Consider the following 23,110-nt stretch of genomic DNA (forward strand, 5'->3'; position numbering starts at 1 on the left):
CATTCCATGGGCACCCCTATTTTCCTAATGCCCTCGCGGCTTCCGATGCCGTCGATTTGAGTAGATAAAAAGATTCCGGCACTTGACTCCACAGCGGATCTATCCAATCTATGTCGGAACGCTCCGAACCTACGGAGAAACTCAATTTTCAGCTTTATAACCAGTGACGTAGTGTCCACCCCTGATGGAGCGATTGTCCGCCCAATATGGTAAATCAATCAGCGTCACTTTAGATCAATATTCGAGTGATGTTTGCAGCAGCTAGGCTGTGTACCATGAAGACAAGCGATGACCACCGGCTCAAGGGCTGGTTTTACTTTCCTGAATCACCAGCTAATCGCGTGCCCGGAATAATTACTTGGAGTCAGAATTCAGGTGCAGATCTGGAACTCATTGGAGGGCTCCCTCCGGAGCCACAGAAAGAGCAAGCCAACGAATGGTTCCAGCGTAGCCGTGAATTCGAAAGCGACACTTTGCCAAGCACAATCTATGGCGAGCTCGATTCTGGGAAAAAAGTCTGCATATGGGGTGCAGAACGCAGAAGCTACAAGGCAAAAATGGGAAGTCAGATCCAAGAAGAATTCTGGCACTCCTCGTGGGTCTGCGTTGGCGCGCATGTGGCCTCCGCCGACTGCCGCGAGTTTCGCAGCTTCAGGGTCGCGCTTGATAATCTCTACTATCTAACAAGCGACGGACGATTCGGTGCACCGCTGTGGACACAGATCGAGGGAGTCGAGCATCCGGGCGAAAAACAGGAGGACGGGACTTACCTCTGCCCATTCACGCTGCCAGTAATTGGTGGTTATCGGGCAGGTTGGGCCACAGGTTCAATAGCGGACACGACTTACAGCATCAATACGTATGCAACACGACCTTGGATCTCTCCAGCAACCGAAGCTGACCCTGCTCTGAAATTAAGCTTCATGACAAACCGGCGGCGTCGTGGGGCAAGTATCGAGCTTTTCGCCAGTGCCGATGCAGAAGTTGCACTCATCGATGATTTGTCCAGTTCTGCTGAGGAGCTACTCCACAGAACCAGCCCGCTCTTGGGCCTGATGAGTCTGGCGACGTTCAATACGAGCGGTGTCGAGTCGATCAAGGCGCAGACTGTTGACGGTGAAGAAGTCTCCCTTTTGTGCTATACGGGACATCAAAGCGAACCGGATCTTTACACCGAGGCTGGTGGCACCGTCTTCACCTTCAACGATGTGTCGCTTGGTAACTTCTTGGAGGCCTGGCAACGGCTAACCTCTGGAGCACAGGCGCAGTATGCGTGGAATTTGGTAGTTGGACTCATCGGCCACTCGCCACTCATGGTAGAAGAGCATTTAAGCCAAGTTCTCGCAGCCGCTGAGGGGTTCGATACCTGGTGCCTTGACGGAGGAAAAAATACTGAGTTGAAAAACCGTCTGATCAGATTGCATGACAAGCTCCCGGCAGAGCTCAAAACACAACTCCAACTCGATGTCGAAAAGTGGGTCGATTGGGCCGTATGGGCACGGCATCACGTCGCCCATGGCGGAACGAAGAAGCACCGCGACATCAGTAACTTCTACCAGCTCAAAATCATTTCCGACTCTGTTCATCTGATTACCTACCTCGCTGCCCTCTCGGAATTGAGAATCCCGGATGAGAAATTGATTCAGGCAATCACTCGCCATCCCCGGTTACGGGTCTTGGCAGACCGGTGTGCTGAAATCCCTAAACTTCCCACCGCTGAGGACGGACCTTAGAAAAGCGTGAGAGTGAGCCTGAAAGTCAAGCATCAACGGCATTACTACATATCGCAGTCCCCGACTCGGCCACAGCTCCGAGGAATCTCCGAATCTGATTACCAGTATTTCGTGGCAGACCTTCAAAATTGGGTAATCGCAGGCGGAGACTAGGATCGGCAGTTCGCCGATGTCAGTGTCCTCCTTACACGGCATGTTTCAATCCACTTGCCCTTAGGTCAGGCTGTGGCCAGGCTGCGGTGCTGGATGCTGTCCGCGCTGGTTGCTTTCGCGGCCGCGGCCAGCCCGCGTTCCAGATCGGCAATCAGGTCGTCGGCTTCCTCGATGCCCACCGAGAGGCGGACCAGGTTGGCCGGGATTTCCAGCGGGGTGCCGATCAGCGAAGCATGGGTCATTTCGCGCGGATAGCAGACCAGGGATTCCACCCCGCCCAGGGAGACCGAGAGCTGGAAGTACTCCATGGATTGGGCGAAGGCGCGGGCGGCGGCTTCATCGGAGAGCTGCAACGAGAGGATCCCGCCAAAGCCACGGCCGGCCGCGGACTGGGATTTGGCCAGTTCATGGCCCTGGTGGCGTTCCAGTCCCGGGTAGTAGACGCGGGTGACCTCGGGCTGGTCATCGAGCCAGCGGGCCAGGGTGGAGGCGGTAGCCCCGTGGCGTTCCATGCGCAGGCCCAGGGTCTTCAGCCCGCGGGCGGCCAGGTAGGAATCCTGCGGACCGGAGACCGCTCCCCCGGCGAACTGCTGGTAGCCCACGGCTTCGGCCAGGCTCTGCCCGCGGTGCAGGTGATCGGCCACGATGACCGCACCACCGAGCACGTCGGAGTGCCCGCCAATGTACTTGGTGGTGGAATGGACCACTGCGTGGGCGCCGAAATCCAGCGGCCGCTGCAGGTACGGGGTGGCGAAGGTGTTGTCCACCACCAGCAGGGCGCCGTGTTCGCGGGCGATGGCCGCCCACCCGGCCAGGTCGGCGATGCCCAGCAGCGGGTTGGACGGGGTTTCCACCCAGAGCAGCGCGGTGTTCGGGCGCAGCGCGGCGCGCACCGCATCCAGGTTGGTGATGTCCACCGCCGAAGAGGTGATCCCCCATTTGCCGTGCAGCTTGGAGATCAGCCGGTTGGTGCCGCCGTAGCCGTCGGCGCCCAGCACGATGTGGTCGCCCGGCTGAAGCACCGCGCGCAGCAGCGCATCTTCGGCCGCGATCCCCGAAGCGAAGGAGAAGCCGGCGGCGCCGCCTTCCAGCGCGGTGAGCTGGGATTCGAACCCGTTGCGGGTCGGGTTGGAGCCGCGCGAGTATTCGTGCCCGGCGCGCAGCACGTTGATGCCGTCCTGGATGAAGGTGCTGGTCTGGTAGATCGGCGGGATCACCGCACCGGTGTGCGGGTCCTTGTGCTGGCCGGCGTGGACGGCGAGGGTGTTGAAGCCGCTCATGCGAAACTCACTTCCTTGGTGCCGGCGGTGGCCTGGGTTGCGGCCAATGCAAGATCCAGCGATTGGGTGATATCTGCGAGCAGGTCGGCGGGGTCTTCCAGACCGACCGACAGGCGCAGGGTGGAGGTGTTCAGGCCGGCGTCGGCCAGCTGCTGCTCCGAGAGCCGGCAGTGCGTCATGGTCGCCGGGTGGGAGACCATGGTGCGGGTGTCCCCCACATTCGCGGCCAGGGAAATCAGCTTGAGCCCGTCGATCACCGGGGAAACCAGGGCCGGGTGGGCCAGCTCGATGGCCAGCACGCAGCCGGTGCCCTTCGGCGCCAGCGCCCGGGCCAGCTCGTGGCTGGGGTGCTCGGGCAGCGCGGGGTGGTGGATGGCGGCAATGCCCGGATACTCGGCAAGCGCGTCGATCAGCCTGGTGACGCTGCGCTGCACGTGGGCGGCGCGCACCGGCAGGGTTTCGATTCCGGCCAGGATTCCCTGGGCGCTGGCCGGGGCCAGGGTCGGGCCCAGATCGTGCAGGAACTTGGAGCGCACCAGCATTGCGTAGGCGGCCGGTCCGTGGCGCTCAAGCAGCGAGGTGTTGTTCAGACGCACCCGCGGGGCGGCGATCTGCGGCCAGCGGGCGGCATCGGAGAAGTCGAATTTCCCCGAGTCCACCACGACCCCACCGAGCACCGAGCCGTGTCCGGCCAGGCCCTTGGTGGCCGAGTGCACCACGATGTCGGCACCGAGTTCCAGCGGGCGCACATTCAGCGGGGTGGCCAGGGTGTTGTCCACTACCACCGGGATGTTGTGCTCGTGGGCGATCGCCGCAATGGCCGGGATATCGGCCACGGTGCACAGCGGGTTGGAGACCGACTCCAGGAAGAACGCCCGGGTGTCCGACTCAATGGCCGCAGCCCAAGCCAAAGGATCGGCCTGGTCGACAAAGCTGACGCGGATCCCGAAGTCGGCGAAGGTGTCGGTGAGCAGGTCCACGGTGCCGCCGTAGAGCGAGGAGGAAGCCACGATGTGCTTGGGTCCCTGGGTCAGGGCCAGCAGGGACAGGGCGACGGCGGACTGGCCGGTAGCGGTGGCTACCGTCTGGGCCCCGCCTTCCAGCGCGGCCACGCGCTGCTCGAGGATCGAGACAGTGGGGTTGCCGGTACGCGAGTAGGTGAAGCCGGCCTGGCGCAGCGCGAACTTCTCGATCGCTTCGGCATGCGATTGGAATTGGTAGGCTGCAGAATTGTGCAATGGCGGCAGCATCGGGCGGAAGTCTCCGCTCGGGCGGTACCCTGCGTGCACCGCGTCGGTTCCTTGGCTCATAGCTCCTCCTCGATTCTCTGCGAGGGAGTGCACCGATTGGCGTCGTGTGGCAACACGAAGCGCAACGCGCAAAAACGCGTTCGGAACTGCTCCATCGTTCCTGGCATTAGCACCTTTCGGTTTCCCGATGGTTGCTGCGACGTCAACGAGCCAGATCTCTTAGTCGCTCTTGATGGTTTGTTGTTCTTCCATGGTTGGCCATGGGCTGCGAGGGGTGCAAGCGCTATCGGGCGGCCGGCTTCATACAAGGCCGCCAAGCTTCATATGTCGTGCACTTGTCATGATGACGCGGTGGCTGGCGCCACTTTATGACGCACCAAAATGAGAAAAACCCCGAGACTTTCAAGGTTTTCCCGGAAGTTTATGACGATGGAGCGGCACTCGATGACCGGGGGTTACGCTGTTGGCGGCTCAGCCGAGCACTTCCACCCCGAAGCTGGCCACCACTGCGCGGACTTCTTGCAGGTAGCGCTGAGCCTGGTCGGTGAGCGGGATCGCGGCGTGATCGATCCAGCCGATCTCGATGCGCTCGTCGATGTCCAGCGGGATGGCAACGATGGATGGATCCAGCTCGTCGCTGATGATGCCGGTGGAGATCGTGTACCCTCCCAGGCCGATCATCAGGTTGAAGATGGTCGCACGGTCCGAGACTTGGATTTCCCGCTGGCTGGAGCGTGTGGAGAGCACTTCCTCGGCGAAGTAGAACGAGTTGTTCGCGCCTTGATCGAAGGTCAGCCGGGGCAGGTTTTCGAGGTCTTCGAGGGTGACCTGGTCACGGGTGGCCAGCGGGTTGCTGCGCGAGATGAAAATGTGCGGATCGGCCAGGAACAGCGGGTGGAAGACCAGCCGCGATTCGCGCAGCAGCTTGTCGATGACCTTCCGGTTGAAGTCGTTGCGGTACAGGATCCCGATGTCGCTGCGCAGCGTGCGCACGTCCTCGATGATCTGCTCGGTGCGGGTCTCGCGCAGCGAAAACTGGTATTCCTCGGCTCCACTGGCCTGCACCATCCGGACAAACGCATCCACCGCAAAGGAGTAGTGCTGGGTCGAGACGCCCAGCAGTCGTCTGGCGGAAGGGCGGCCGAGGTAGCGGTGCTCAAGAAGCTCCACCTGCTCGAGCACCTGCCGGGCGTAGCCCAGGAATTCTGCGCCTTCGGCGGTGAGCGTCACTCCCCTGGCCGAGCGCACCAGCAAGGTGCGCCCCACCCGCGATTCGAGCTCCTTCATCGCCGCCGACATGCTGGGCTGCGCGACGTAAATCAAGTCGGCGGCAGCCGAGATGGACCCCTCGGAGGCTACCGCCACGAAATAGCGCAGCTGCTGCAGCGTCAAGCCATTTGTTCCCTGAACCATAGCCAGAGTCTATATCAATCCATAGTTATATCGAGTTACCTGATATCAAGAATCACCCTGCATGATTGACGCAACGACTTCCCCTCGGCCCACCACGGTCCCCTCAGAAACAGATTGGCCATCATGGCAGACGCGTTGACCTTCAGCATTAGCACCACTAAATTCGACGAGAATTACTCCCCTTCGACAAATTCGCGCACCACCACGAACTTCGCCAATTTGGCGCGTGGAGAGCGCCGCGAAGAGAACCTGAACAATGCTTTAACAATGATCAACCGCCGCTTCAATTCCCTGGTTCACTGGGACAATCCCCAGGGAGACCGCTATGCGCTGGAATTGGAAATCATTTCTGCCAATGTGCATTTCACTGCCGATAATAACTACCAGAAGTTTCCCCTTTTAGAAGTCCTTGAAACCACGATCGTGGATAAACTACTAGGCACTCGAACCCAGGGAATAGTCGGCAATAATTTTTCTTCTTATGTCCGCGATTACGACTTCAGCGTAGTGCTTCCAGCCTCATGTAATGACAGCGGAGCTCCGGTGCTGCCAGAAGATTTTGGTGATCTCCATGGACAGCTCTTCCAACATTTTTTGAACTCACAGGCATACCGTGAACGTTTTGCCCAGCTGCCGGTGATCTGCATCAGCGTCTCGACTTCCAAGACCTATTTCCGCACCGGCAACAGCCATCCAGTGCTCGGTTTGGAATACCAGCAGGACGAAAATTCATTGACCGATGCGTACTTCGGGAAAATGGGCTTGAGCGTCCGCTACTTCATGCCGCCAGGTGCCGTGGCACCGCTGGCGTTCTACTTCCGCGGTGACCTGCTCAACGACTACACCAATCTGCAGCTGATCAGCCTGATCAGCACCATGGAGACCTTCCAGAAGATCTACCGCCCCGAGATCTACAACGCCAACTCAGGAGCGCCTGCTGTGTACCACCCGAGTCTCGGCGCCCAGGATTTCTCCCCCACCCGCGTTTTTTATGACCGCGAAGAACGAACCCAGCTAGGCAAGATCCAAGGGAAGTTCACCGAAGAGCATTTCATTATTCCGAATCGCGAGCTGCTCGCTCAGTGGTCTTCTTCCTACCCGGCTCCTGTCGCCTAAGATCCCGAAAGATATCCCATGACTTCCCCGCTTATCCCCACGTCAATTGTCGGCAGCCTGCCCAAGCCTTCATGGCTTGCCGAGCCTGAAAAGCTCTGGTCACCATGGAAGCTTGAAGGCGCGCAATTGCGCGAAGGCCAACAGGACGCCATGCGTGCTGCGGTTCTTGAACAGACTCAGCGCGGCATCGACATCATTTCCGATGGCGAGCAGTCCCGACAGCACTTTGTCACGACCTTCATTGAGCACCTGAGCGGCGTCGACTTCGAAAAACGCGAGACCGTGCGCATCCGCAACCGCTACGACGCCAGTGTCCCCACCGTCGTCGGTGCCGTTGAACGTGAAAAGCCGGTCTTTGTCCAAGACGCGAAGTTCCTCCGTTCCTGCACCGACAAGCAGATCAAGTGGACCCTACCTGGCCCGATGACCATGGTTGATACCTTGTACGACGCGCACTACCGCAGCCGCGAAAAGCTGGCTTGGGAATTCGCGACCATCCTGAACCAAGAAGCCCGCGAGCTGGAAGCCGCCGGGGTGGACGTCATCCAGTTCGACGAACCTGCCTTCAACGTCTTCTTCGACGAAGTGGCCGACTGGGGCATCGCCGCACTGGAGCGCGCCTGCCAGGGGCTCAAAGCCGAGACAGTTGTTCACATCTGCTTCGGCTACGGCATCAAGGCGAACAATGACTGGAAGGCCACCCTCGGAGCCCAGTGGCGCCACTATGAGAAGTCCTTCCCGCTGTTGCAGGCTTCCTCCATCGACACTGTTTCGCTGGAGTCCCACCACTCGAAGGTCCCGCTAGAGGTCGTCGAATTGGTGCGCGGCAAGCGAGTGATGCTCGGAGCTATCGACGTGGCCAATAATGCTGTGGAGACTCCCGAGGAAGTGGCGCAGACCCTGCGCAACGCACTCGAATTTGTGGATGCGGACAAGCTGATCGCCAGCACCAACTGCGGCATGGCTCCATTCCGTCGCGACGTTGCCCTGGCCAAGCTCAGCGCACTCAGCGCAGGGGCTGACATCCTGCGCGAGGAGCTTGTTGGTGCCCGCGTCTGAAGTGACAGAATCGGCGACACCTTCGTTGCCCGCGGAAGACTTCAAAGCGATCTTCCGCGGGCACCCCGGCGGCGTCAGCCTGATTACCGCTGATGCCGGAGACGGCCCTGTTGCCCTCACGGCAACGTCCGTGGCATCGATCAGCGTTGATCCGCCATTGCTCGTCTTCTCGATTTCTGCCTTATCCTCGGCGGCCAAAGTGCTCACCCGAGCAAATTCTCTTGTCGTTCACAGTTTGGATGCGCATGACATCGAGGTGGCTAAATTAGGGGCAACCAGTGGCATCGATCGCTTCGCACAGAAGCAAACGTGGTCAAGGCTGAGCACCGGCGAACCGGTATTTGATGGCGTCCGGGCCTGGGTTCGTTGCGAGGCCATTGAGCGAGTCCAGGCTGGCACGTCCACGGTTTTTGTGGCCCGGGCGCTCCAGTCGCACATTGAACGCGACAGCGAACCTGGCCAGCCCAGCGACGGTTTGGTCTATCACAACCGTGCCTGGTATCAGCTCGATGAGCATTCCAAGCTCGCGCTCTGAGCTAGATCGCAAGGCTAATGTTCCTATGAGGTTTTACTCGATGGCTACTTTGCCGGTGGCGTTAAACCGCATGGGACGGCAGTCTGTTCACGCCCATAGGGAAAGAGCATCAGTTATGAGAACGAACAGTGTTCGAAACAGCAGACCTCCTAATGGCGGCACGATATTCAGCACTATTTCATACAATTCGATGCCCCGTGCGCGTATGCTAACGAGCCCGTAACTAACAGATGCCACACCAAGTACGGCATCCGAGCAGTATTGACCTAGTTGACATATTGAACAGGGGTTTATGGGATCTTAAGGATTCAGAGTTCAGATGCCCTCCAAACCCACCTTCTTCCAGTGGCGAGCGTGCGATAAAGTGCGTCAGATTCCGAAACCCCAACTCAATACGCTGCAAATAGGTCGTCAGTCTGAGTACTCGTCACAAAATACGAGACTTGCAACAGTCTACGACTAGCTCCAATATGGGCGACAATAATGACACTTTTACTACTGAAATGGATCAGAGAATTCGACAAATGCATATAAATCGGAATTATTCTAAGCTCTACATGTGATATTCATTCCGATACCATCATTATCGCCTGCCCTCTGGCCTGATCTATTCGTTCTCATTTCTTCTTTAGTTGCTTCGCTTGCTTGGCCTGTGACCCTCGCTTTTTTACTTTTAGTATTCCGCAAAGGGGTCGCGAGTATCCTAGATTCCATTAAAGATCGTATGCCAAATATGGAGCGCCTCAAGACACCATTGATTGAAGCGTCTTGGAGCACTTCGGCTGTCGAAGATTTATCTAAGGAAGTCGATAATTTTGGTCATACCGCACTCATCACTACCCAACCACAAGACGACATCCCCACGCAGCTCGCGAAGTTAAAGCCAGCTGCAGGCGTTATTGACGCCTTCCTTGAAGTAGAGCAGAAAGTCAGAAGGTACCTCAGGACTACAGAATGGAATGAATTTCGCAAGAGTGCGATCTGGGCTTTCCAGAGAGACAGCGGTGCACCAAATCAATTGAAAAGCGCAGTGAGGGAACTGGCAACACTTCGAAATGCTGCTGCGCATGGGGTAGGGGACATCAGCCTGGAGTCGGCCTTAGAATACATTCGAACCGCGTCACGGGTAGCACGAGAGATCGATTTGCTTATCGATGAATCGCAAGTGGGTCCGTCCTAACAGGCACAGGATTCTATCCGGTAGAGCAAATTTAGCTGTTGTTAATTCGCATAAGCCACAATTGCTCAGCTAGAGATGGCACGTCAAAGACAGTATTGTTTCCGAACCAAACCATTGGCCCAAGCGTTGAAGGCATCGCCAGCCTGCCGGCCTCCACTCAGGATAGCACTACGCCAAAAAGTAGTTGAGAAACAATGCGATGCGTATCTGAAACTTCACCATTTGCCATGGAAGCGATTAGATTACTCACAACTTCACCTAGCATTGGACAATAACGATACAAAAGTACGGGAGCGGAAATAGCTGCGAGGACTCCCGGCTACCCACGAATCCGACGTATCGTGACGTCAGACGGATTTCCCGGTAACCCGATTATCAAACACTCAAGGACCAACGATTCACCATCGATGAGTCTTAGCTGTTGATGATAAAGACGTCAGTAGGCCTGGTAAATCTCTGCCACACAGTATTAGAAAGAATTCCATAGGCAGAGTTCGCATTAGCAACGAGTACGAATCTTGGCGTCTTCTTCGGAATCAAAACTCATTCCACTGCGTTGCGTCCGAATGCAAGTTATCCTTTTGCGCCTAGTTTCCAGACTGGTATCAGTCATGTCCAATTAACGCCGAGTCTCAGTATGTTCCTCCGACCATCTCTTTCACTGCGCTAGAAACAAGGTGGCAACGATACTATGGAAATAGTGTCAGTAAAGAGAATATACGAAAGGACAGTGCATATATGAGTCAGAACTCCAAGCAACGTCAGAAGCGTAAAAACGCATCAGGAGAAAGCTTCGGAATCCCTAAGCAGGATTGGACGACGGCTGATAAAACGGGCCGCGAAATGCCGGATATGTTTACTGCTGCAGGAAAACTTGATGGGCTTCCCGAAGCGATGCTCAATGAGGTACTAGATTTCCCCTCTGCGGTAAGCCATCTTGTTGTCTCAATCTACTCAGAGCTTGAAAATCACGCTCAAAAATTGATCCTCACCGCTGCGGTAAATGATATCGTGTCGCTCGTTACCCGAGCCTACGCCTTGGACGGCCGCTCTGCCGCGTACTCCGCCCGCGCTCTATTTGAACACCTAATCAATTTCCACGATGTCTGTGATTCGACGGTAAACACGCCTGATCGCTACACCTACCACAAATACATTACTCAAAAAAGAGTGGCCGAACACCGTGGGGCCCTTGAATTGTTATCGGACAGAGAACAAAAGAGAGAGCGAAAACGTCTAGATAAGCTTGCTGAGTCGACCCGCAATAAAGCGGCTGTAGCACTTGATAAATACGGTAATGAATTTTCTCGACAGTGGGCCCAAGGTTCTCTTTTCAATCGAGCTAAGCTATATGACGCTGAAGATGGGTACGACGGTTATCGAATCCTCTCGTCAGTAATTCATGGATCTAGCGGGGCCATGTCAGGAGTCACTCGAATCATTGATGGAAGGCAAATACATCGGACAGGACCGGATCTTGAACTCGCATCGCTGGCGTGGATTGAGGGTTTAACTGCTTTCTACCGAATCACCGAGGTGCTAGCTGAACGCACGGGGTTATGGGAGGCCGAGGACCTCCGTGAACGAACAGGACATCTCGTCCTCTTTTGGTCAGAAATTCGTGCCGAGCTTCGACGACTCGATGAGCGTTTGTGGCCAAAGCGTGCGCCGCGCGAAGCTGTTGCAGTGGTGGCGTTCCACCCAGGCGGCCGTCACAGGTGGTACCTCTACAACCCTGATGAAGAATCACTAACCCTAGCCGAGCCACCAGCTGTAGAACCCGACCTCTCAGGATTAGATGAAGCCATATCCACTTATTCTCCCGAAGAATTCAACGGGCGTCCGCTGACTGCTATCCATGCAGGAGTCAAGGTTAGGCCCCTACGCGGCCAACTCCCCTTTCCTGCCTCATCAATCATGGTTCCAGAAGGGCACCCCTCACGAAATACTGGTCATATAAAGCGCCTTCGCCCGTGAGTTAAATACTCGAAACATCGAAGTGGGCCCTCTGGCCATCTATGACCGTTCACGAAACGGTAATATCAAGTTGGACAGATACAGGTGATTGTCGCTCTCCAATATCCGTCTTTAGCAAGTCATTGCACGTGCTGTTCTCTTTTCAAGGCGTTCTGCCCGTTCGACGTTACCGCCGTGTCCGTTGGACGCGGAGACACCCCTTCGTTGGCTGATATTCTCCGCACCGTCAGCTTTGCCTACGTATAGGCGTCCATCACTGGTATCAGTGATCAAATAGACTCCAATAACCGACGACAAAGCCGTGCGCTGCCGAATAGCGCTTCCGGGTACTTCTGTTCTTGCAAGAAGGTGTGAAATCTCGTGACTTCGTAGACACTGAAACTCACTACTTCGTGGACACTGGATCTCAATACTTTGTACACAGCTACCAACAGGCCGGAACGGTTGGTAGCTGTCCCACTTCTACTGGTGGTCAAAGAACGCCGGCATTTGATCCTCACGAGCTTGGATGACAGCACGATACTGCTCAGCTTTCTTCTCCCATTGACGAGTCGTCAGAGTCATCTGAATACCTCTGATTGAATACGATGAAACGAACTTCCCCTCAACTTTCAAGGCCACCATCGGTAACGGGAACGACATGACAACTTCACTCGTCTCAGGGTCCGACAATAAAAATTCTGTGTCCGTAATCGTCCTGACGAACTGGCGGTGAGCAAACGATGTGGGCAACGAAATGTGGAACCCCTGGTAGAACGTTCTTCGGTTTTCCTTCGTCACTTCCACAAGCATCTGATTTGATTCCAAGAGGGGCACTGGATCCGATGCGTCATGAGGGCTTTTCATGATTTCACCCGACTTCGACACCACCACATCCAACCTGCTGACCGAAGACTGGGCTAATCGACGTTTACTGAGATATTCGGCGGCTTTCGCCTCCAACATTGATAAGTGAATCGGTTCGGTCGCTGGCGTATGCTCCAGCAGCTCCCAAGCAGCCTGTGGGGTCGCTTGGTTCAAGGATTGATGCGGTCTGCGTTTGTTGTAATGCTCACGATAGCGTTTGAGCAGCCTCTGCACATCGGCCAGATCCTGTGGCTTGTTCGCCGTCAAGAAACGTTGCAACGTCCGGTGTGAACGTTCGTTCTCCCCTGAGTCGTAGGCCGTCCTGGAAGCCCAGTGGTCGGCATGCTTCCCTTGGATGCGAGAAACATTTCTACTGAACCGAATGTCCCGCTACGTAACTGGTTGAATGCTTTGGAATTATCACTAAGAACTTCTTGTGGTGCACCGTACTCCGCGATGGCTCGCACGAGTACTTCTTGAGCATCTTGGCTGTTTTCGTGGCGTTGGAAAGCTTGGGAGCCCACATCGAATCTGCTGGCATCATCGATGAGTTGATACACGGTGATGAGCTGATTTTTGGCGGTGCGGTATTCAAAAGCATCAAGTTGCCACAGGGCCATGGCCGTTGACCTTGCGAAGGGAACATAGGAAGATTTTGGTCGCTTGCGGGGGTTGCGGTCCACGTGGCCGACGCCGGCCAGCAATCGGCCTATCGTGGCAACCGACGGTATCTTGCCGCCTGGGAAAGTGTCTTCGTTGATCGTTGCTTCGTAATGAATGGTTTTGGGACCGTAGTCCCAACCATCCTTTTTGAGTTTCTGGCGGATCTTCACCAGCTCGTTGATCACTTCTGGGCCGTATTTCCTGGCTGGCTCTCTCGGTGCTCTGGATTGCGGGTGGAGAGCTGCAGCCGATTCGCTAACAGCTCTACGTCGTAGGCGGTAGAAAATGCTTCGGGAGATTTTCTGGGTCTTGCAGAATTCGCTGATGCTCAGGGCATCTGGTTGTGTGGGATCGAAGTTGATGATCATGGATCGCACGCGTGGCGGAAGGGCACTTGTCATGTTCATGACAGTGCCAGAAAGCGGTTTTGATTTGTCCATGAACTGTTGAGACATGCTGTGCACGAAGTCATGAGTTCGTGTGTCCACAAAGTGATGAGACAGGACATACAAAGTATTGAGATCCAGTGTCCACGAAGTAGTGAGTTTCAGTGTCTACGAAGTCACGAGATTTCACACCAAGTCGCTGGAACGGGCGTACCATTTCGCCCTATTCGGCAACCGTCATGGCCGCCCTGGCGCAAATGTAGTTGGAGATCAAACGCGAACGCATCACCGACTCCGTGACCAAACACCGTTCCACCGGCGGCGACCTCGGCGGTCGGCGCTCCACATTCACCGATTCCCAAACCCGCACTGCAGCGAAACTTATTCAGGCCGGCGAACCGGCAACACAAGTTGCGAAAGACTTGGGGGTGTCCCGAGCAACCCTGTACCGACGGATCAAAGAGCTTCCACAACCAACCGGTGCTCGACAAGGGTTATAGCCTTTATTCCCCTTACATATCGCTCTAGAGCCTAGGTCACTCGTCGGAGCAATAGACTACGCTGAGCAGCATACGATACAACCTTTCCACGACTGGAGCTGGATCTTGCCCGGAACAAGAAAGACCACCGCCGAAGTCGTAGACCTCCTACACAACGGCAAAGGAATACCCACTGCCTCAGAGGTCGAGATCCACGCTATTCGGTTCTACCCTCGGCACTGGCTGAACCGGTGGAACGAAATCATGCCGGATATTCCTTCCATTCTCCAAAGCGGAGAAAAGGACAGCAAAGGTCGACTCACCCTGAGCCGAGGCGACCTATTCACTCTGGGTAACAAAGTGAAAACTGCACAAGATGCGATCAACTTCTACGTCGCGGTCTGCTCATGGGGCGCGGGCACCAAGGCCCGAGATATCTACCGTCGAATTCCAACATTGAGCGAACCAGACGTTGGAGAAAAACTGCTCGGCGGAATCATGCTCGCCCAAGACCCGAATGTCGAAGCAGAAGAAGCCTACCGATCCTTCTGGACAAGCGACCAATACAGGCTCAAATATCTCGGCCCAGCCTTCTTCACCAAGCTCTTGTACTTCGCAGCCGGCCCCACAGATAGCCAGAAAATGCGCCACCTCATTCTAGACAAGAAAGTCGCAACATCCATAGGCTGGCCCAACAAAGCCTGGTGGACTCCATCGGAGTACAAAGACTACCTAGAACTCATCAATATCGTCATGGAACACCTACCGGAAGCAGAACGCTCCGACTGCATCGAAATGCGCCTCTTCAAGCCATAGCGCAACTCAAGGACTCTTCCCGAAAACACTATGATCCCTGCTCCGGGCCACGAGATTTCGGTTCAGAGTTTCGGGAAACCGAAAACGTTGAAAAACCGCCGTTCGCGCGATTGCTCGAACGGCGGTTTTCTTCACCCCAAAAACGACCGATATTGAATCTCTGAGCTGTTGTCCGAAAATCAATGAACATCCATGCCTCCACAGGGCTCTACCCTGCGAACAAAACTTACGGTCTAGCCCAAAAAAACAACTACGCAGTGCGTCAATGTTTTAGAAGCCAAGCATCGGGCTAAATGATCTGTCATAGGACTCAACAAAGTTGGCCACCTATTCAGCGGCATCGGGAGACGCATTCTGAACCGCTTCAGTAGCACTGAATGGCGAGAATCTTGTACTGTCCGAAATTTTTGCTTCAAGTGCTGAGACAATTGCTTGGAACTCCACTCTAGTCTCGGCCTGAACGTCCAATGCCGCCCCTATACCACTGACATCAGTACTAATGCGAGAAGCAAGCCCAAGTGCGCGATGTCCATCTACTGGATCTTTTAGACCATACGCATGCATATGAACGGTGTCAGATATACTCGTTGGCTCGTGGAAGTGATCAAATTTGAATTCCTTTCGCATGTAATCAAGAAATTCATTCTGGATAACGAGCACCAATTTTCGGTTTACGTGCTCGAAAGTTGATGCCTTGTGATGCATCTGCACGAGAATTGTTTTCGCAGTCATCTTCCAATTCATACCGAACGCTTTGTTAAGCGTTACAGCAGGGTCATCAGTTTTAATTCCGAGGCGCTCCACTACTCGCTGCCGCTCAGGCCAAACTGAGCCAGTAGTGTCGAGTGTTTGCAGCTCAATGCCAACAAAATCTACAACCTTGCCATTTTTGGTTGAAGCAAGGAAGTAGTCAACATTCCCTCCAGGAATCTTAACCTCAGGGATCAGATGAAGCTCGTTTCCTGGCTCGTGCAAAGTTAACAGATGCATACAATCCATAAATATTTGCCCTCTATCCAGGAGACGAGACGGACAAATCATGATCGGAGACGGAGGCTTACCAAAACTGACCGTGCATGTACCAATCGAAATTTCAGGCTCAGATTTGCGAACCTTGTAGCACCGTTTGTGTGTGAAGGGGCATTCCTGGTCGTTAATGACAGATTCCCATTTTTGATCTTGGTCTGTTGCGTCACGGCCAAATAGTTCAATCACAGTGCGTGGAGGAATTGCTACCACAGCGTCACGCCAATCCGCTCCTGCGCCAAACTCAAATAGTTCGCTGATATATCGATGCCAACAGATCGACGTTCAAGACGCGATGCCGCAACCATAGTTGTTCCAGTTCCGCAGAATGGGTCTAGCACTATCCCGTCGGGTGGACATGTAGCAAGGATAGGGATGTAACACAGCTCTTCCGGATATACGGCAAAGTGACCCGCTCCCCGCGCTTGTGTGTCCTCCGGAAGAATATCCCACACGTCTGATGGCTTGGTACCCTTAGGGTGATACCGTAAAAAATAGTATCCTTTTTCAACCAGTTCTTTGGCTCTTCCTGAAACCTTGATCTGGTCAGAATGAGTCACGCGTTGCTGACCGCGTATGACCATGCGAAAGTCGGAATAACGCCCTTCAGCGACATCCTTAAGCATGTTTTCAAGTGCCAGGTTGGCTTTACGCTTTTCCTCCTCCGTGAGCACTGTAGATAGCTCGATCTGTCGCCTGTACCGAATTCCAGAGACACCGGTAGCTGACACCACCGCCCCATTGACTACCTTTGCTTCACGCGCAGTTGTCCGAATTGAATCGACATCATAGTAATAACCTTGAGACTTCTTCACAAAGTGGAAAATGAGTTCATGGGTATTGGCAAGTCGATCTTTGGATTGGTCCATTCCACCTTTCAGCTTGTTCCAAACCACTTCGTTGCGCAATATCCATCCCTGCTCATCAATCATCTTGATTGCAAGTCGCCACGGGACACCAGTAAGTGCTTTCTTCTGGTAACTATCACCTATATTGAGCCAAAACGACCCATTTGACTTCAGCACACGATGCAACTCTTGAGTGACTTTCAGCAAATTTTCAATGAATTCTGCTGGTGACTTTTCTGCGCCTATGCCCTCTGAGTCATATTTCCGTTGCCCCCAATATGGAGGCGACGTAATTATCATGTCAACAGACTCTTTGGGGAGACCGGACAATACTTGCAGAGAATCGCCTTGTAAGTATCCGACCCGTTCGCGTCCTGTACTCACTGCTTCAAATTCACGGTTCCAGTCCGGCCATGGATCATTAGCGATATCGGCATACTGCCGCGGTTCGACTGGGTTAATCATGCTAACCATTCTACCCATCTATTTGGGACAATAAAGGTGAGTGAAACGAGCGCTAGGAATCCTCGGTATAGTTGAGTGATTGACTTGGATGCCCCCTAACGCGGGCTAGTATCTACACGAGGGATTCGACGTAATGGACTGGTACCTATGCACAATCTCTCCAAAAGAGCCCCGCAATTGGAGCCTGTGCAAAGAGTATGGCTTATGGGGGTATACGAGAGGGATGCCAAAGTGTGTCCCAGGAGATCATCTCTTGTTCTGGATTGGCAGAAAAGGATACATCGGATACGGGGTCGTAACAGGTCAACCACGAAGACCCCTAACCAAAGCTGATGCCCCTTGGATAGGAGGTACTGAACGTTTTACTGCAGTTGTGCCAATGGTTGTTCAGTTAGAAAATTCCACCCCGCTATTCCTCCCGTTCATTAATAATCTGCAGAAAGATACTGGGTTCAACACAGCGCACCTACAGCGAGGTATGTCGAGAATCTCCGGGGAAGCTGCAACCCTTGTTACCGAGCGGCTACTTATCCAGTACATTCAAGAAGGTGCAGAATAAGCCCTCCAACGCCACGAGACTCCGGGAATCTCGCTACGTTTGGAAGATTCCATCGATTTCGGTTACTTAGATGGCATACGGCGAAGATGCCCAACATGGTAGCCATTGCGATGGTGGCTGTGACTTTGAAAACGTACATGGGAATCTTCTTGTGCGGCGGTGCGGTCGTTGTCCGTTGCCGTTAGTTTATAGCTGGTCTTTGATTGCTTGGATCTCTTCGTCTGTTGCGCCCGGCAGGGCGTAGTGTATTCCGTTTTTGATTTGGATCATGCGTACTACGGGGTCGCCGAGGTCTGCTGCTTTGTTGTTGTAGCCGCTTTGGTAGGCTTCCACCACGTCGCGTACTGAATTGGCGCCGAATTTTCGGAAGGCTTCCAGGACTACTCTGCCGGTGTCGTCGCCGGGGTGGTGTGTTGTTGGTGAGAGGTCAGCGGCACTGACGTCGTGGGCAAGATCGGCTGCGTAGCGGCCGATGTTTTGTGCTTTGGTGATGAGTTCGTAGCTGCTTTTCACGGTGAATTTAGCTTTCTTATTGGTCGTCGAGGTGAATTCGTCCGTATGAAATTGGATTCTGTGAGGTGTTGTCGAGGGGGTCTGGTTGTCCAATTAGTGGGTGGTCGGGACTAGGCGTTCCAATGATCCCCAGTCGATCGCCTCTTCCCTCTATTTTTCGAACGCCTTCAATCGTCCCGACCATTCGAACGATGCCCTGGTGAGCGATTACGAGGTGATCGCAGGCCAGAACTTTCTCTGCGCGCAAACGCCACGCTTCACGCCCACGTTCCCAAAGTTCATCTGCGCTCAAACCGTCACGATACCCAATGAGTTCACGGGCATCCCCTTCCACGGCCGGCTGCTCCTTGGCTATCTTGATCCTTACTACATCAATCGCTGTCATATCAATTATGCTACTATTCAAATAGTTAACTCGTCAACATGCTAGGAACGCTACTTTCGTTGCATTTCGGGAAAGAAAGGTGCGGACTCCGAACACTTCCCGGGCAGGTGACGGTTCTGATGAAACGTATTCGGCCGCAGAAAACACTATAATTTCGACAGAATGAGCTTTCGAGGAAAAGGGAAGTTCCATTCGCATTTATGGAGAATATATATCATGGAGACTTCTCTTGAAGTGCATTAAATGTCGTAGTGAAAACGTAAGCGTAGAGTTCTTGCAGTCGGGCGGACGAAGCAGCGCGAAGGGCACGGGCTTTGGTGTCAACATGAATAACGCAACCCGTGGGATGACCGCGTTAGGTACGTTAGGCATGTCGAATTTAATATGGAAAAAGTCCAAAGGAACCGGCAAGACGAAGTTCAAGAACGATTAGAGAGTGCTTTGTCAGTCGTGTGGTCATGACTGAAAACTTTAGTTCTTAGCCGCTTGCCATCTCATTAGATCCGCGCTGCCAAGGACTGTGTGGATCACAGAAATACACTTCCATATCCGTCGCCTCGCTAAACAATCTCATGGCCAATGGGCGGGACGTCGTCGCCACCGTCGCCGCAAGGGACCAGCATGCGGGGGGACACTACTTGCTCGAAAAACTGCCGAGGACACCTGCGGTGCTTCGGTGCGCAGCCGCCCCATCGCCCGTACGCTGATCGACGGGCGGTCCTGGCAAGTGCGTGCTTTTGACGCACAGGGAAGTGCAGAAATTGTGAACCTGCAGTTGCTTGTCAAGGGCCGGTCAACGCAACATGCCACCCCGAGCTTGAGCGGCGAATGCTGGAGCTGCAGAACTGCTACGGCAGAGCCAGCCCGACAACGTTCGTCACGGAACTGGACGAGACCCCCGGTATGTCCGGGAACGCACGGCCATGATGCAACACGGAGGGGTGCTGATCCGGCTCACCGGCATGGAGCGTTCGCTGCCCAGTTGGCCGGTGAGGGCGTGCATCTCATGCGCGTCTCAGCCGCCAGGCTCGAAGACGTCGGAAGAAGGCTTGAAAACCTGCCGGTGGTTCGGCTGGTCTCCCAAACCGTGGGACAGCACGAATTGATCATGGCCGTGTGGTTCAAGGACCTGCGCGAAGTGCAGCGGCTAGAACAGACTTTGAATATCCTCCTGTCCGGGGTTGGTCATCAGCGACCGTTCGTCAGTACGGAACACCGTCAAGCAGATGGGTCAGATACTGGATGACTAGAACCGGTCAGTGGGGCATAGTCGTCTGAGGAAATTCCAGCCAGCAACGTTCCGTCGGAACCAGAGCCTTCGAGTGAGCCGATACGGCACTGTAGGCAGGTTTCGATGTGCTGGAGGACGAAAAGTAGTGCGTTCACCGACGAAATCAACATCAGAGCAAAACTGCAAGTTCGTGCGGTTGTTCTCGACGAAGACTTATCAGGATTCGTCAAGAGTCCCCCTCGCGCTAAGCGCTCATGACCAGCACAATAGTTGCCATGGACTATGACAACCCGTTAATCCTCAAAGATGTTGCCGCATGGCGTGCTTGGCTTGCTGAAAACGAAGAAACCAGCGATGGAGTGTGGCTGCTCGTAGCCAAAAAGGGCACCCTCGAGCCGACCTCGCTGATGGTTGCAGATGCTCTGCAGGAAGCATTGTGCAGTGGGTGGATTGACGGCCAACGCCGAAGCCGCGACGAAACAACATTCCTGCAGCGATACACGCCTCGGCGCAAGGCCTCAGTCTGGTCCGAAAAGAATACGCAGTTCGTCCAAAAACTAATCGTGCAAGGCAGGATGCGCCCTCGCGGGCAAGCGGAAATCGATAAGGCCCAAGCCGATGGCAGGTGGGACCGCGCGTACCAAGGACAGGCCACAGCCCAAGTGCCCGAAGACCTACAGCGCGCTCTAGACGCGATCCCGATTGCCAAAGCCGCTTTCGAAGCGCTGAAGTCCCAGCCGCGCTATCACATTCTGCACCAGCTAATGATCGCCAAGACTGACAAGACCCGGTCGGCAAGACTGGAGAAATTCGTTCGGCAGCTGTCCGACACATCAGACTAAGGTGAACAAGCGAGATTCTCCCTAGATCTTTACTGCAACCAAAAGCGCGAGGGCTAAGCAAGAAGAAACCGGCCTAGGAAACTCATCACAACCATTTCGCATACAAAGATCAAAGGTCTAGCTCACAGGAAAGCGACGATCTGCTGCCCCGGTCAGAAGGCTGCTGCCGATCCCGTTGGCCCCAACGCCGTAAGCCAGCAGCTTCTAATCAGTGATTCGCCAGCCTGCCACATGCCTCTGATGTGCTCTCGGTAGCGGTAGAGCGCGGCCGGCAGCTACGAATTGGTTGCAGGCGATTCTTCTTCCCTGCTGTTTTGCAGTACCTCGAAAGCGTCCCGCTTCCTATTCAGCGCCTCGGTGATCATGCCGCCACTGACCTGTACCGCGCCGGCGATCGCCAACAGCGCGCCGACCAGCGGGTCGAAGAATAGCGCGACAAGGCCAAGGGCAAACACCGTCCATCCAAGCCCCATTAGTATGGTTGTTCCGACAATCCCTTTGTGAGTCATGCGTTCAGTCTACGAGTTATTTGATCTGCAATCTGGAATAACTGATGCGGAGCAATGGGCCGGTCACCAAATTTTTCATCGCTACCAGCCCACGGACACAATAGTCATAGCACCCGAAAGGACATTCGTCTTATGGCATTACGTGTATTGCTCCCCTGGCAGGATCTTGTCGACCGGCTACAGCTTCCGGGAATCGAACCGATCCTCTGGCACATCGATGATGACCCCCATGACGCCCCACCGGCCGACGTCCTGGTTACCGAACGTCCGAGCAATCCTGAGCTGCGTTCAAGGGTCTCCCGCATCAAGGGGCTGAAGCATGTCCACCTGCTCTCCATCGGCTACGAGTGGGTTCTGGAGCATCCTCCTGCACAAGTGTCACTGACCAATTCCAAGGGCGCTGTGGAAGATGCCACCGCAGAACACTGCCTCGCTCTGGTCCTCGCATCCCTGCGCCAGCTGCCGCAAGTCGGCCAGCAGCAGCGTGAGCGGCAATGGATCAGGACATGGACCAGCTCGCTGCACGGGTCAAAGGTAGCGCTTCTCGGGGCTGGTGGAGTAAGTAGCGAAATCCGTTCGCGGCTTCTGCCCTTCAAATCTGCCGAGCTGACGTCTTTTGCCCGTACCGAACGGGTCCATGGGCAAGGCCACCCCATTTATTCTCTCGACCGGCTCTGGGCTTTTCTTCCAACTGCCGATGTGGTGATTGTTGCCCTGCCGCATACCCCAGAAACCGAGCAGCTTATCGATGCCGAATTCCTCTCAGCTATGAAGGGCGGAGCACTGCTGGTCAATGTGGGACACGGGCCCATCGTCGACACAGATGCCCTGTTGCCGGAGCTGCAAGCCGGCAGGCTGCACGCCGCCTTGGATGTCACCGACCCCGAGCCACTGCCGGCAAACCACGCATTATGGAGCGCACCGAATTGCATCATCACTCCGCACATGGCCGGAGACACTGGACAGTTCATCTCGCTGGTCTCAGAGCTGGCAATAAATCAGGTCATAGATTTTGCGCACGGTGAAGAACTTGCCAGCCAAATCACGAATTGACATAGTGTCAAGACCCGGGGTTAGCAGAGGCTCCTTAGCTTGTTTTCCTACGGCTCCCACAACCGTGCCATTCTGTTCGTCCCACTGTTGATGGACCTCGGCCCGGCTTCCAACGTGGTGGACGTCTCCATGCGCACCCCGCGCAATGAAATCGGCACCGAACGCATTACATCCATCCGCGGGGCGGCATACAGATTGAAATGACCGTGGTCTGCTACCGCAAACCGGCGAGCGCCCCGGCACTGTCGAAGCCGGGAAAGCCGTGCAAACGTCGGATGTGCTGGATCATTCCAGCGGTTTTTGGTCTTCACACCCGGCGGACCCGGAACCGCGGGGCACTGACCCTTGGCATTTTCGCCATCGTGATCCGCGCGTGGACGTCCATGAAGCTTGCCGACACCTATGTGGCCCTGTGCGCCTGCCTAGCCCTGGTGGCTGTCGGCGCATTGGAAACCCAGCAGCCGTGCCATGGTCGGCGCCAAAATCCGAAAACAAGTTTGGGTTGTCAATGGCCTACCGAGGGAGCACTTTCTCTGCGTCAATCTGAGTCAGGTTTCTGAAGCGTTCAAAAATTTCTGAACATGATCCGGATATTCAATCCCACAAATACTGAAGGAAACCGCGGCTGGCCTCTGGGAACGAGCCCGCGGTTTCTTCGCTAGGGCGGACATTGCCATTACCGCAGTGTGCGCCCAGATGCCGGGTTCAGACGCGAAGCAACGCCGCACCAAACCGTACCGGCCAAGGCCCCTGGGAAAGTCGAACAGTTCAGACAGACACCGGCGCAAGAATA

19 protein-coding genes, 2 pseudogenes and 1 riboswitch are annotated in these 23,110 nt (G+C 55.0%); of the genes and pseudogenes, 13 read left to right on the top strand and 8 right to left on the bottom strand.

Annotated elements, in window-relative coordinates; translation table 11 throughout:
• Positions 1-275 precede the first annotated feature (275 nt).
• A complete protein-coding gene (locus ACP3TE_RS03775) occupies positions 276-1,733 on the top strand; it encodes a HEPN domain-containing protein (protein ID WP_426735366.1) in 1,458 nt (485 codons plus the stop codon).
• Positions 1,734-1,951: 218 nt separating this feature from the next.
• Here ACP3TE_RS03775 and ACP3TE_RS03780 read toward each other — a convergent pair whose 3' ends face one another.
• From ACP3TE_RS03780 to ACP3TE_RS03790, 3 genes are all read right to left on the bottom strand, one after another.
• Entirely contained in the window at positions 1,952-3,166 is a 1,215-nt protein-coding gene (locus ACP3TE_RS03780) for a cystathionine gamma-synthase (protein WP_426735367.1), read from the bottom strand.
• The gene (locus ACP3TE_RS03785; protein WP_426735368.1) at positions 3,163-4,476 is read right to left on the bottom strand and encodes an O-acetylhomoserine aminocarboxypropyltransferase/cysteine synthase family protein; all 1,314 of its coding nucleotides are present in this window, start codon (positions 4,474-4,476) and stop codon (positions 3,163-3,165) included. Before ACP3TE_RS03785 ends, ACP3TE_RS03780 begins: the two co-directional genes overlap by 4 nt.
• An 88-nt stretch (positions 4,477-4,564) precedes the next feature.
• Positions 4,565-4,655: riboswitch (SAM riboswitch) on the bottom strand.
• 232 nt (positions 4,656-4,887) lie between these two features.
• Entirely contained in the window at positions 4,888-5,829 is a 942-nt protein-coding gene (locus ACP3TE_RS03790; protein ID WP_426735370.1) for a LysR family transcriptional regulator, read from the bottom strand.
• A gap of 123 nt (positions 5,830-5,952) precedes the next feature.
• On the opposite strand from ACP3TE_RS03790, the gene ACP3TE_RS03795 reads away from it, so the two are divergent.
• The 5 genes from ACP3TE_RS03795 (at position 5,953) to ACP3TE_RS03815 (ending at position 11,696) form a co-directional block, all read left to right on the top strand.
• Complete coding sequence (locus tag ACP3TE_RS03795; RefSeq protein WP_426735372.1) at positions 5,953-6,945, top strand: DUF1852 domain-containing protein; 993 nt, start codon at positions 5,953-5,955, stop codon at positions 6,943-6,945.
• An 18-nt stretch (positions 6,946-6,963) separates the two neighbouring features.
• Positions 6,964-8,004 carry a methionine synthase gene (locus tag ACP3TE_RS03800; RefSeq protein ID WP_426735373.1) on the top strand — a complete coding sequence of 347 codons (1,041 nt, stop codon included), beginning with the start codon at positions 6,964-6,966 and terminating at the stop codon, positions 8,002-8,004.
• Positions 7,991-8,539, top strand: a complete 549-nt coding sequence (locus tag ACP3TE_RS03805) for a flavin reductase family protein (RefSeq protein ID WP_426735375.1) — start codon at positions 7,991-7,993, stop codon at positions 8,537-8,539. The genes ACP3TE_RS03800 and ACP3TE_RS03805 overlap by 14 nt, the downstream gene beginning before the upstream one ends.
• A 652-nt stretch (positions 8,540-9,191) precedes the next feature.
• The gene (locus ACP3TE_RS03810; RefSeq protein ID WP_426735377.1) at positions 9,192-9,719 is read left to right on the top strand and encodes a hypothetical protein; all 528 of its coding nucleotides are present in this window, start codon (positions 9,192-9,194) and stop codon (positions 9,717-9,719) included.
• Between the two features lie 738 nt (positions 9,720-10,457).
• Positions 10,458-11,696 (top strand): DUF5677 domain-containing protein, encoded by a 1,239-nt coding sequence (locus ACP3TE_RS03815; protein ID WP_426735379.1) that lies wholly within the window; start codon positions 10,458-10,460, stop codon positions 11,694-11,696.
• A 462-nt stretch (positions 11,697-12,158) separates the two neighbouring features.
• Here the strand turns inward: ACP3TE_RS03815 and ACP3TE_RS03820 are convergent.
• Positions 12,159-13,606 (bottom strand): annotated as a pseudogene (locus ACP3TE_RS03820) (integrase core domain-containing protein).
• A 218-nt stretch (positions 13,607-13,824) separates the two neighbouring features.
• Between ACP3TE_RS03820 and ACP3TE_RS03825 the strand changes: the two are divergent.
• A pseudogene (locus ACP3TE_RS03825) lies at positions 13,825-14,091 on the top strand (helix-turn-helix domain-containing protein); the annotation flags it as partial.
• Positions 14,092-14,196: 105 nt separating this feature from the next.
• Entirely contained in the window at positions 14,197-14,886 is a 690-nt protein-coding gene (locus ACP3TE_RS03830; protein ID WP_426735380.1) for a hypothetical protein, read from the top strand.
• 327 nt (positions 14,887-15,213) lie between these two features.
• On the opposite strand, the gene ACP3TE_RS03835 is transcribed toward ACP3TE_RS03830, so the two are convergent.
• From ACP3TE_RS03835 to ACP3TE_RS03845, 3 genes are all read right to left on the bottom strand, one after another.
• A complete protein-coding gene (locus ACP3TE_RS03835; protein ID WP_426735382.1) occupies positions 15,214-16,101 on the bottom strand; it encodes a hypothetical protein in 888 nt (295 codons plus the stop codon).
• Between the two features lie 17 nt (positions 16,102-16,118).
• Entirely contained in the window at positions 16,119-17,225 is a 1,107-nt protein-coding gene (locus tag ACP3TE_RS03840; RefSeq protein ID WP_426735384.1) for a DNA-methyltransferase, read from the bottom strand.
• A 745-nt stretch (positions 17,226-17,970) separates the two neighbouring features.
• Positions 17,971-18,390, bottom strand: coding sequence for a hypothetical protein (locus ACP3TE_RS03845; RefSeq protein ID WP_426735386.1), 420 nt, complete (start codon positions 18,388-18,390; stop codon positions 17,971-17,973).
• A gap of 106 nt (positions 18,391-18,496) precedes the next feature.
• Here ACP3TE_RS03845 and ACP3TE_RS03850 point away from each other — a divergent pair, with 106 nt between their 5' ends.
• The 3 genes from ACP3TE_RS03850 to ACP3TE_RS03860 all read left to right on the top strand — a co-directional run bounded on the left by ACP3TE_RS03850 (position 18,497) and on the right by ACP3TE_RS03860 (position 20,755).
• Complete coding sequence (locus ACP3TE_RS03850) at positions 18,497-18,727, top strand: hypothetical protein (RefSeq protein WP_426735388.1); 231 nt, start codon at positions 18,497-18,499, stop codon at positions 18,725-18,727.
• 961 nt (positions 18,728-19,688) lie between these two features.
• Complete coding sequence (locus ACP3TE_RS03855) at positions 19,689-19,928, top strand: Lrp/AsnC ligand binding domain-containing protein (RefSeq protein WP_426735390.1); 240 nt, start codon at positions 19,689-19,691, stop codon at positions 19,926-19,928.
• Positions 19,929-20,188: 260 nt separating this feature from the next.
• On the top strand, positions 20,189-20,755 hold the full coding sequence (locus ACP3TE_RS03860) for a YdeI/OmpD-associated family protein (protein ID WP_426735392.1): 567 nt from the start codon (positions 20,189-20,191) through the stop codon (positions 20,753-20,755).
• Positions 20,756-21,030: 275 nt separating this feature from the next.
• Here ACP3TE_RS03860 and ACP3TE_RS03865 read toward each other — a convergent pair whose 3' ends face one another.
• Positions 21,031-21,264: a hypothetical protein gene (locus ACP3TE_RS03865; RefSeq protein ID WP_426735393.1), complete on the bottom strand. Its 234-nt coding sequence runs from the start codon at positions 21,262-21,264 to the stop codon at positions 21,031-21,033.
• Between the two features lie 132 nt (positions 21,265-21,396).
• Here ACP3TE_RS03865 and ACP3TE_RS03870 point away from each other — a divergent pair, with 132 nt between their 5' ends.
• Complete coding sequence (locus tag ACP3TE_RS03870; protein WP_426735395.1) at positions 21,397-22,317, top strand: 2-hydroxyacid dehydrogenase; 921 nt, start codon at positions 21,397-21,399, stop codon at positions 22,315-22,317.
• 39 nt (positions 22,318-22,356) lie between these two features.
• A complete protein-coding gene (locus ACP3TE_RS03875; RefSeq protein WP_426735397.1) occupies positions 22,357-22,521 on the top strand; it encodes a hypothetical protein in 165 nt (54 codons plus the stop codon).
• Positions 22,522-23,110: the final 589 nt, after the last annotated feature.

It is taken from the genome of Glutamicibacter sp. 2E12 (assembly GCF_050030965.1).
GTDB lineage: Bacteria > Actinomycetota > Actinomycetes > Actinomycetales > Micrococcaceae > Glutamicibacter.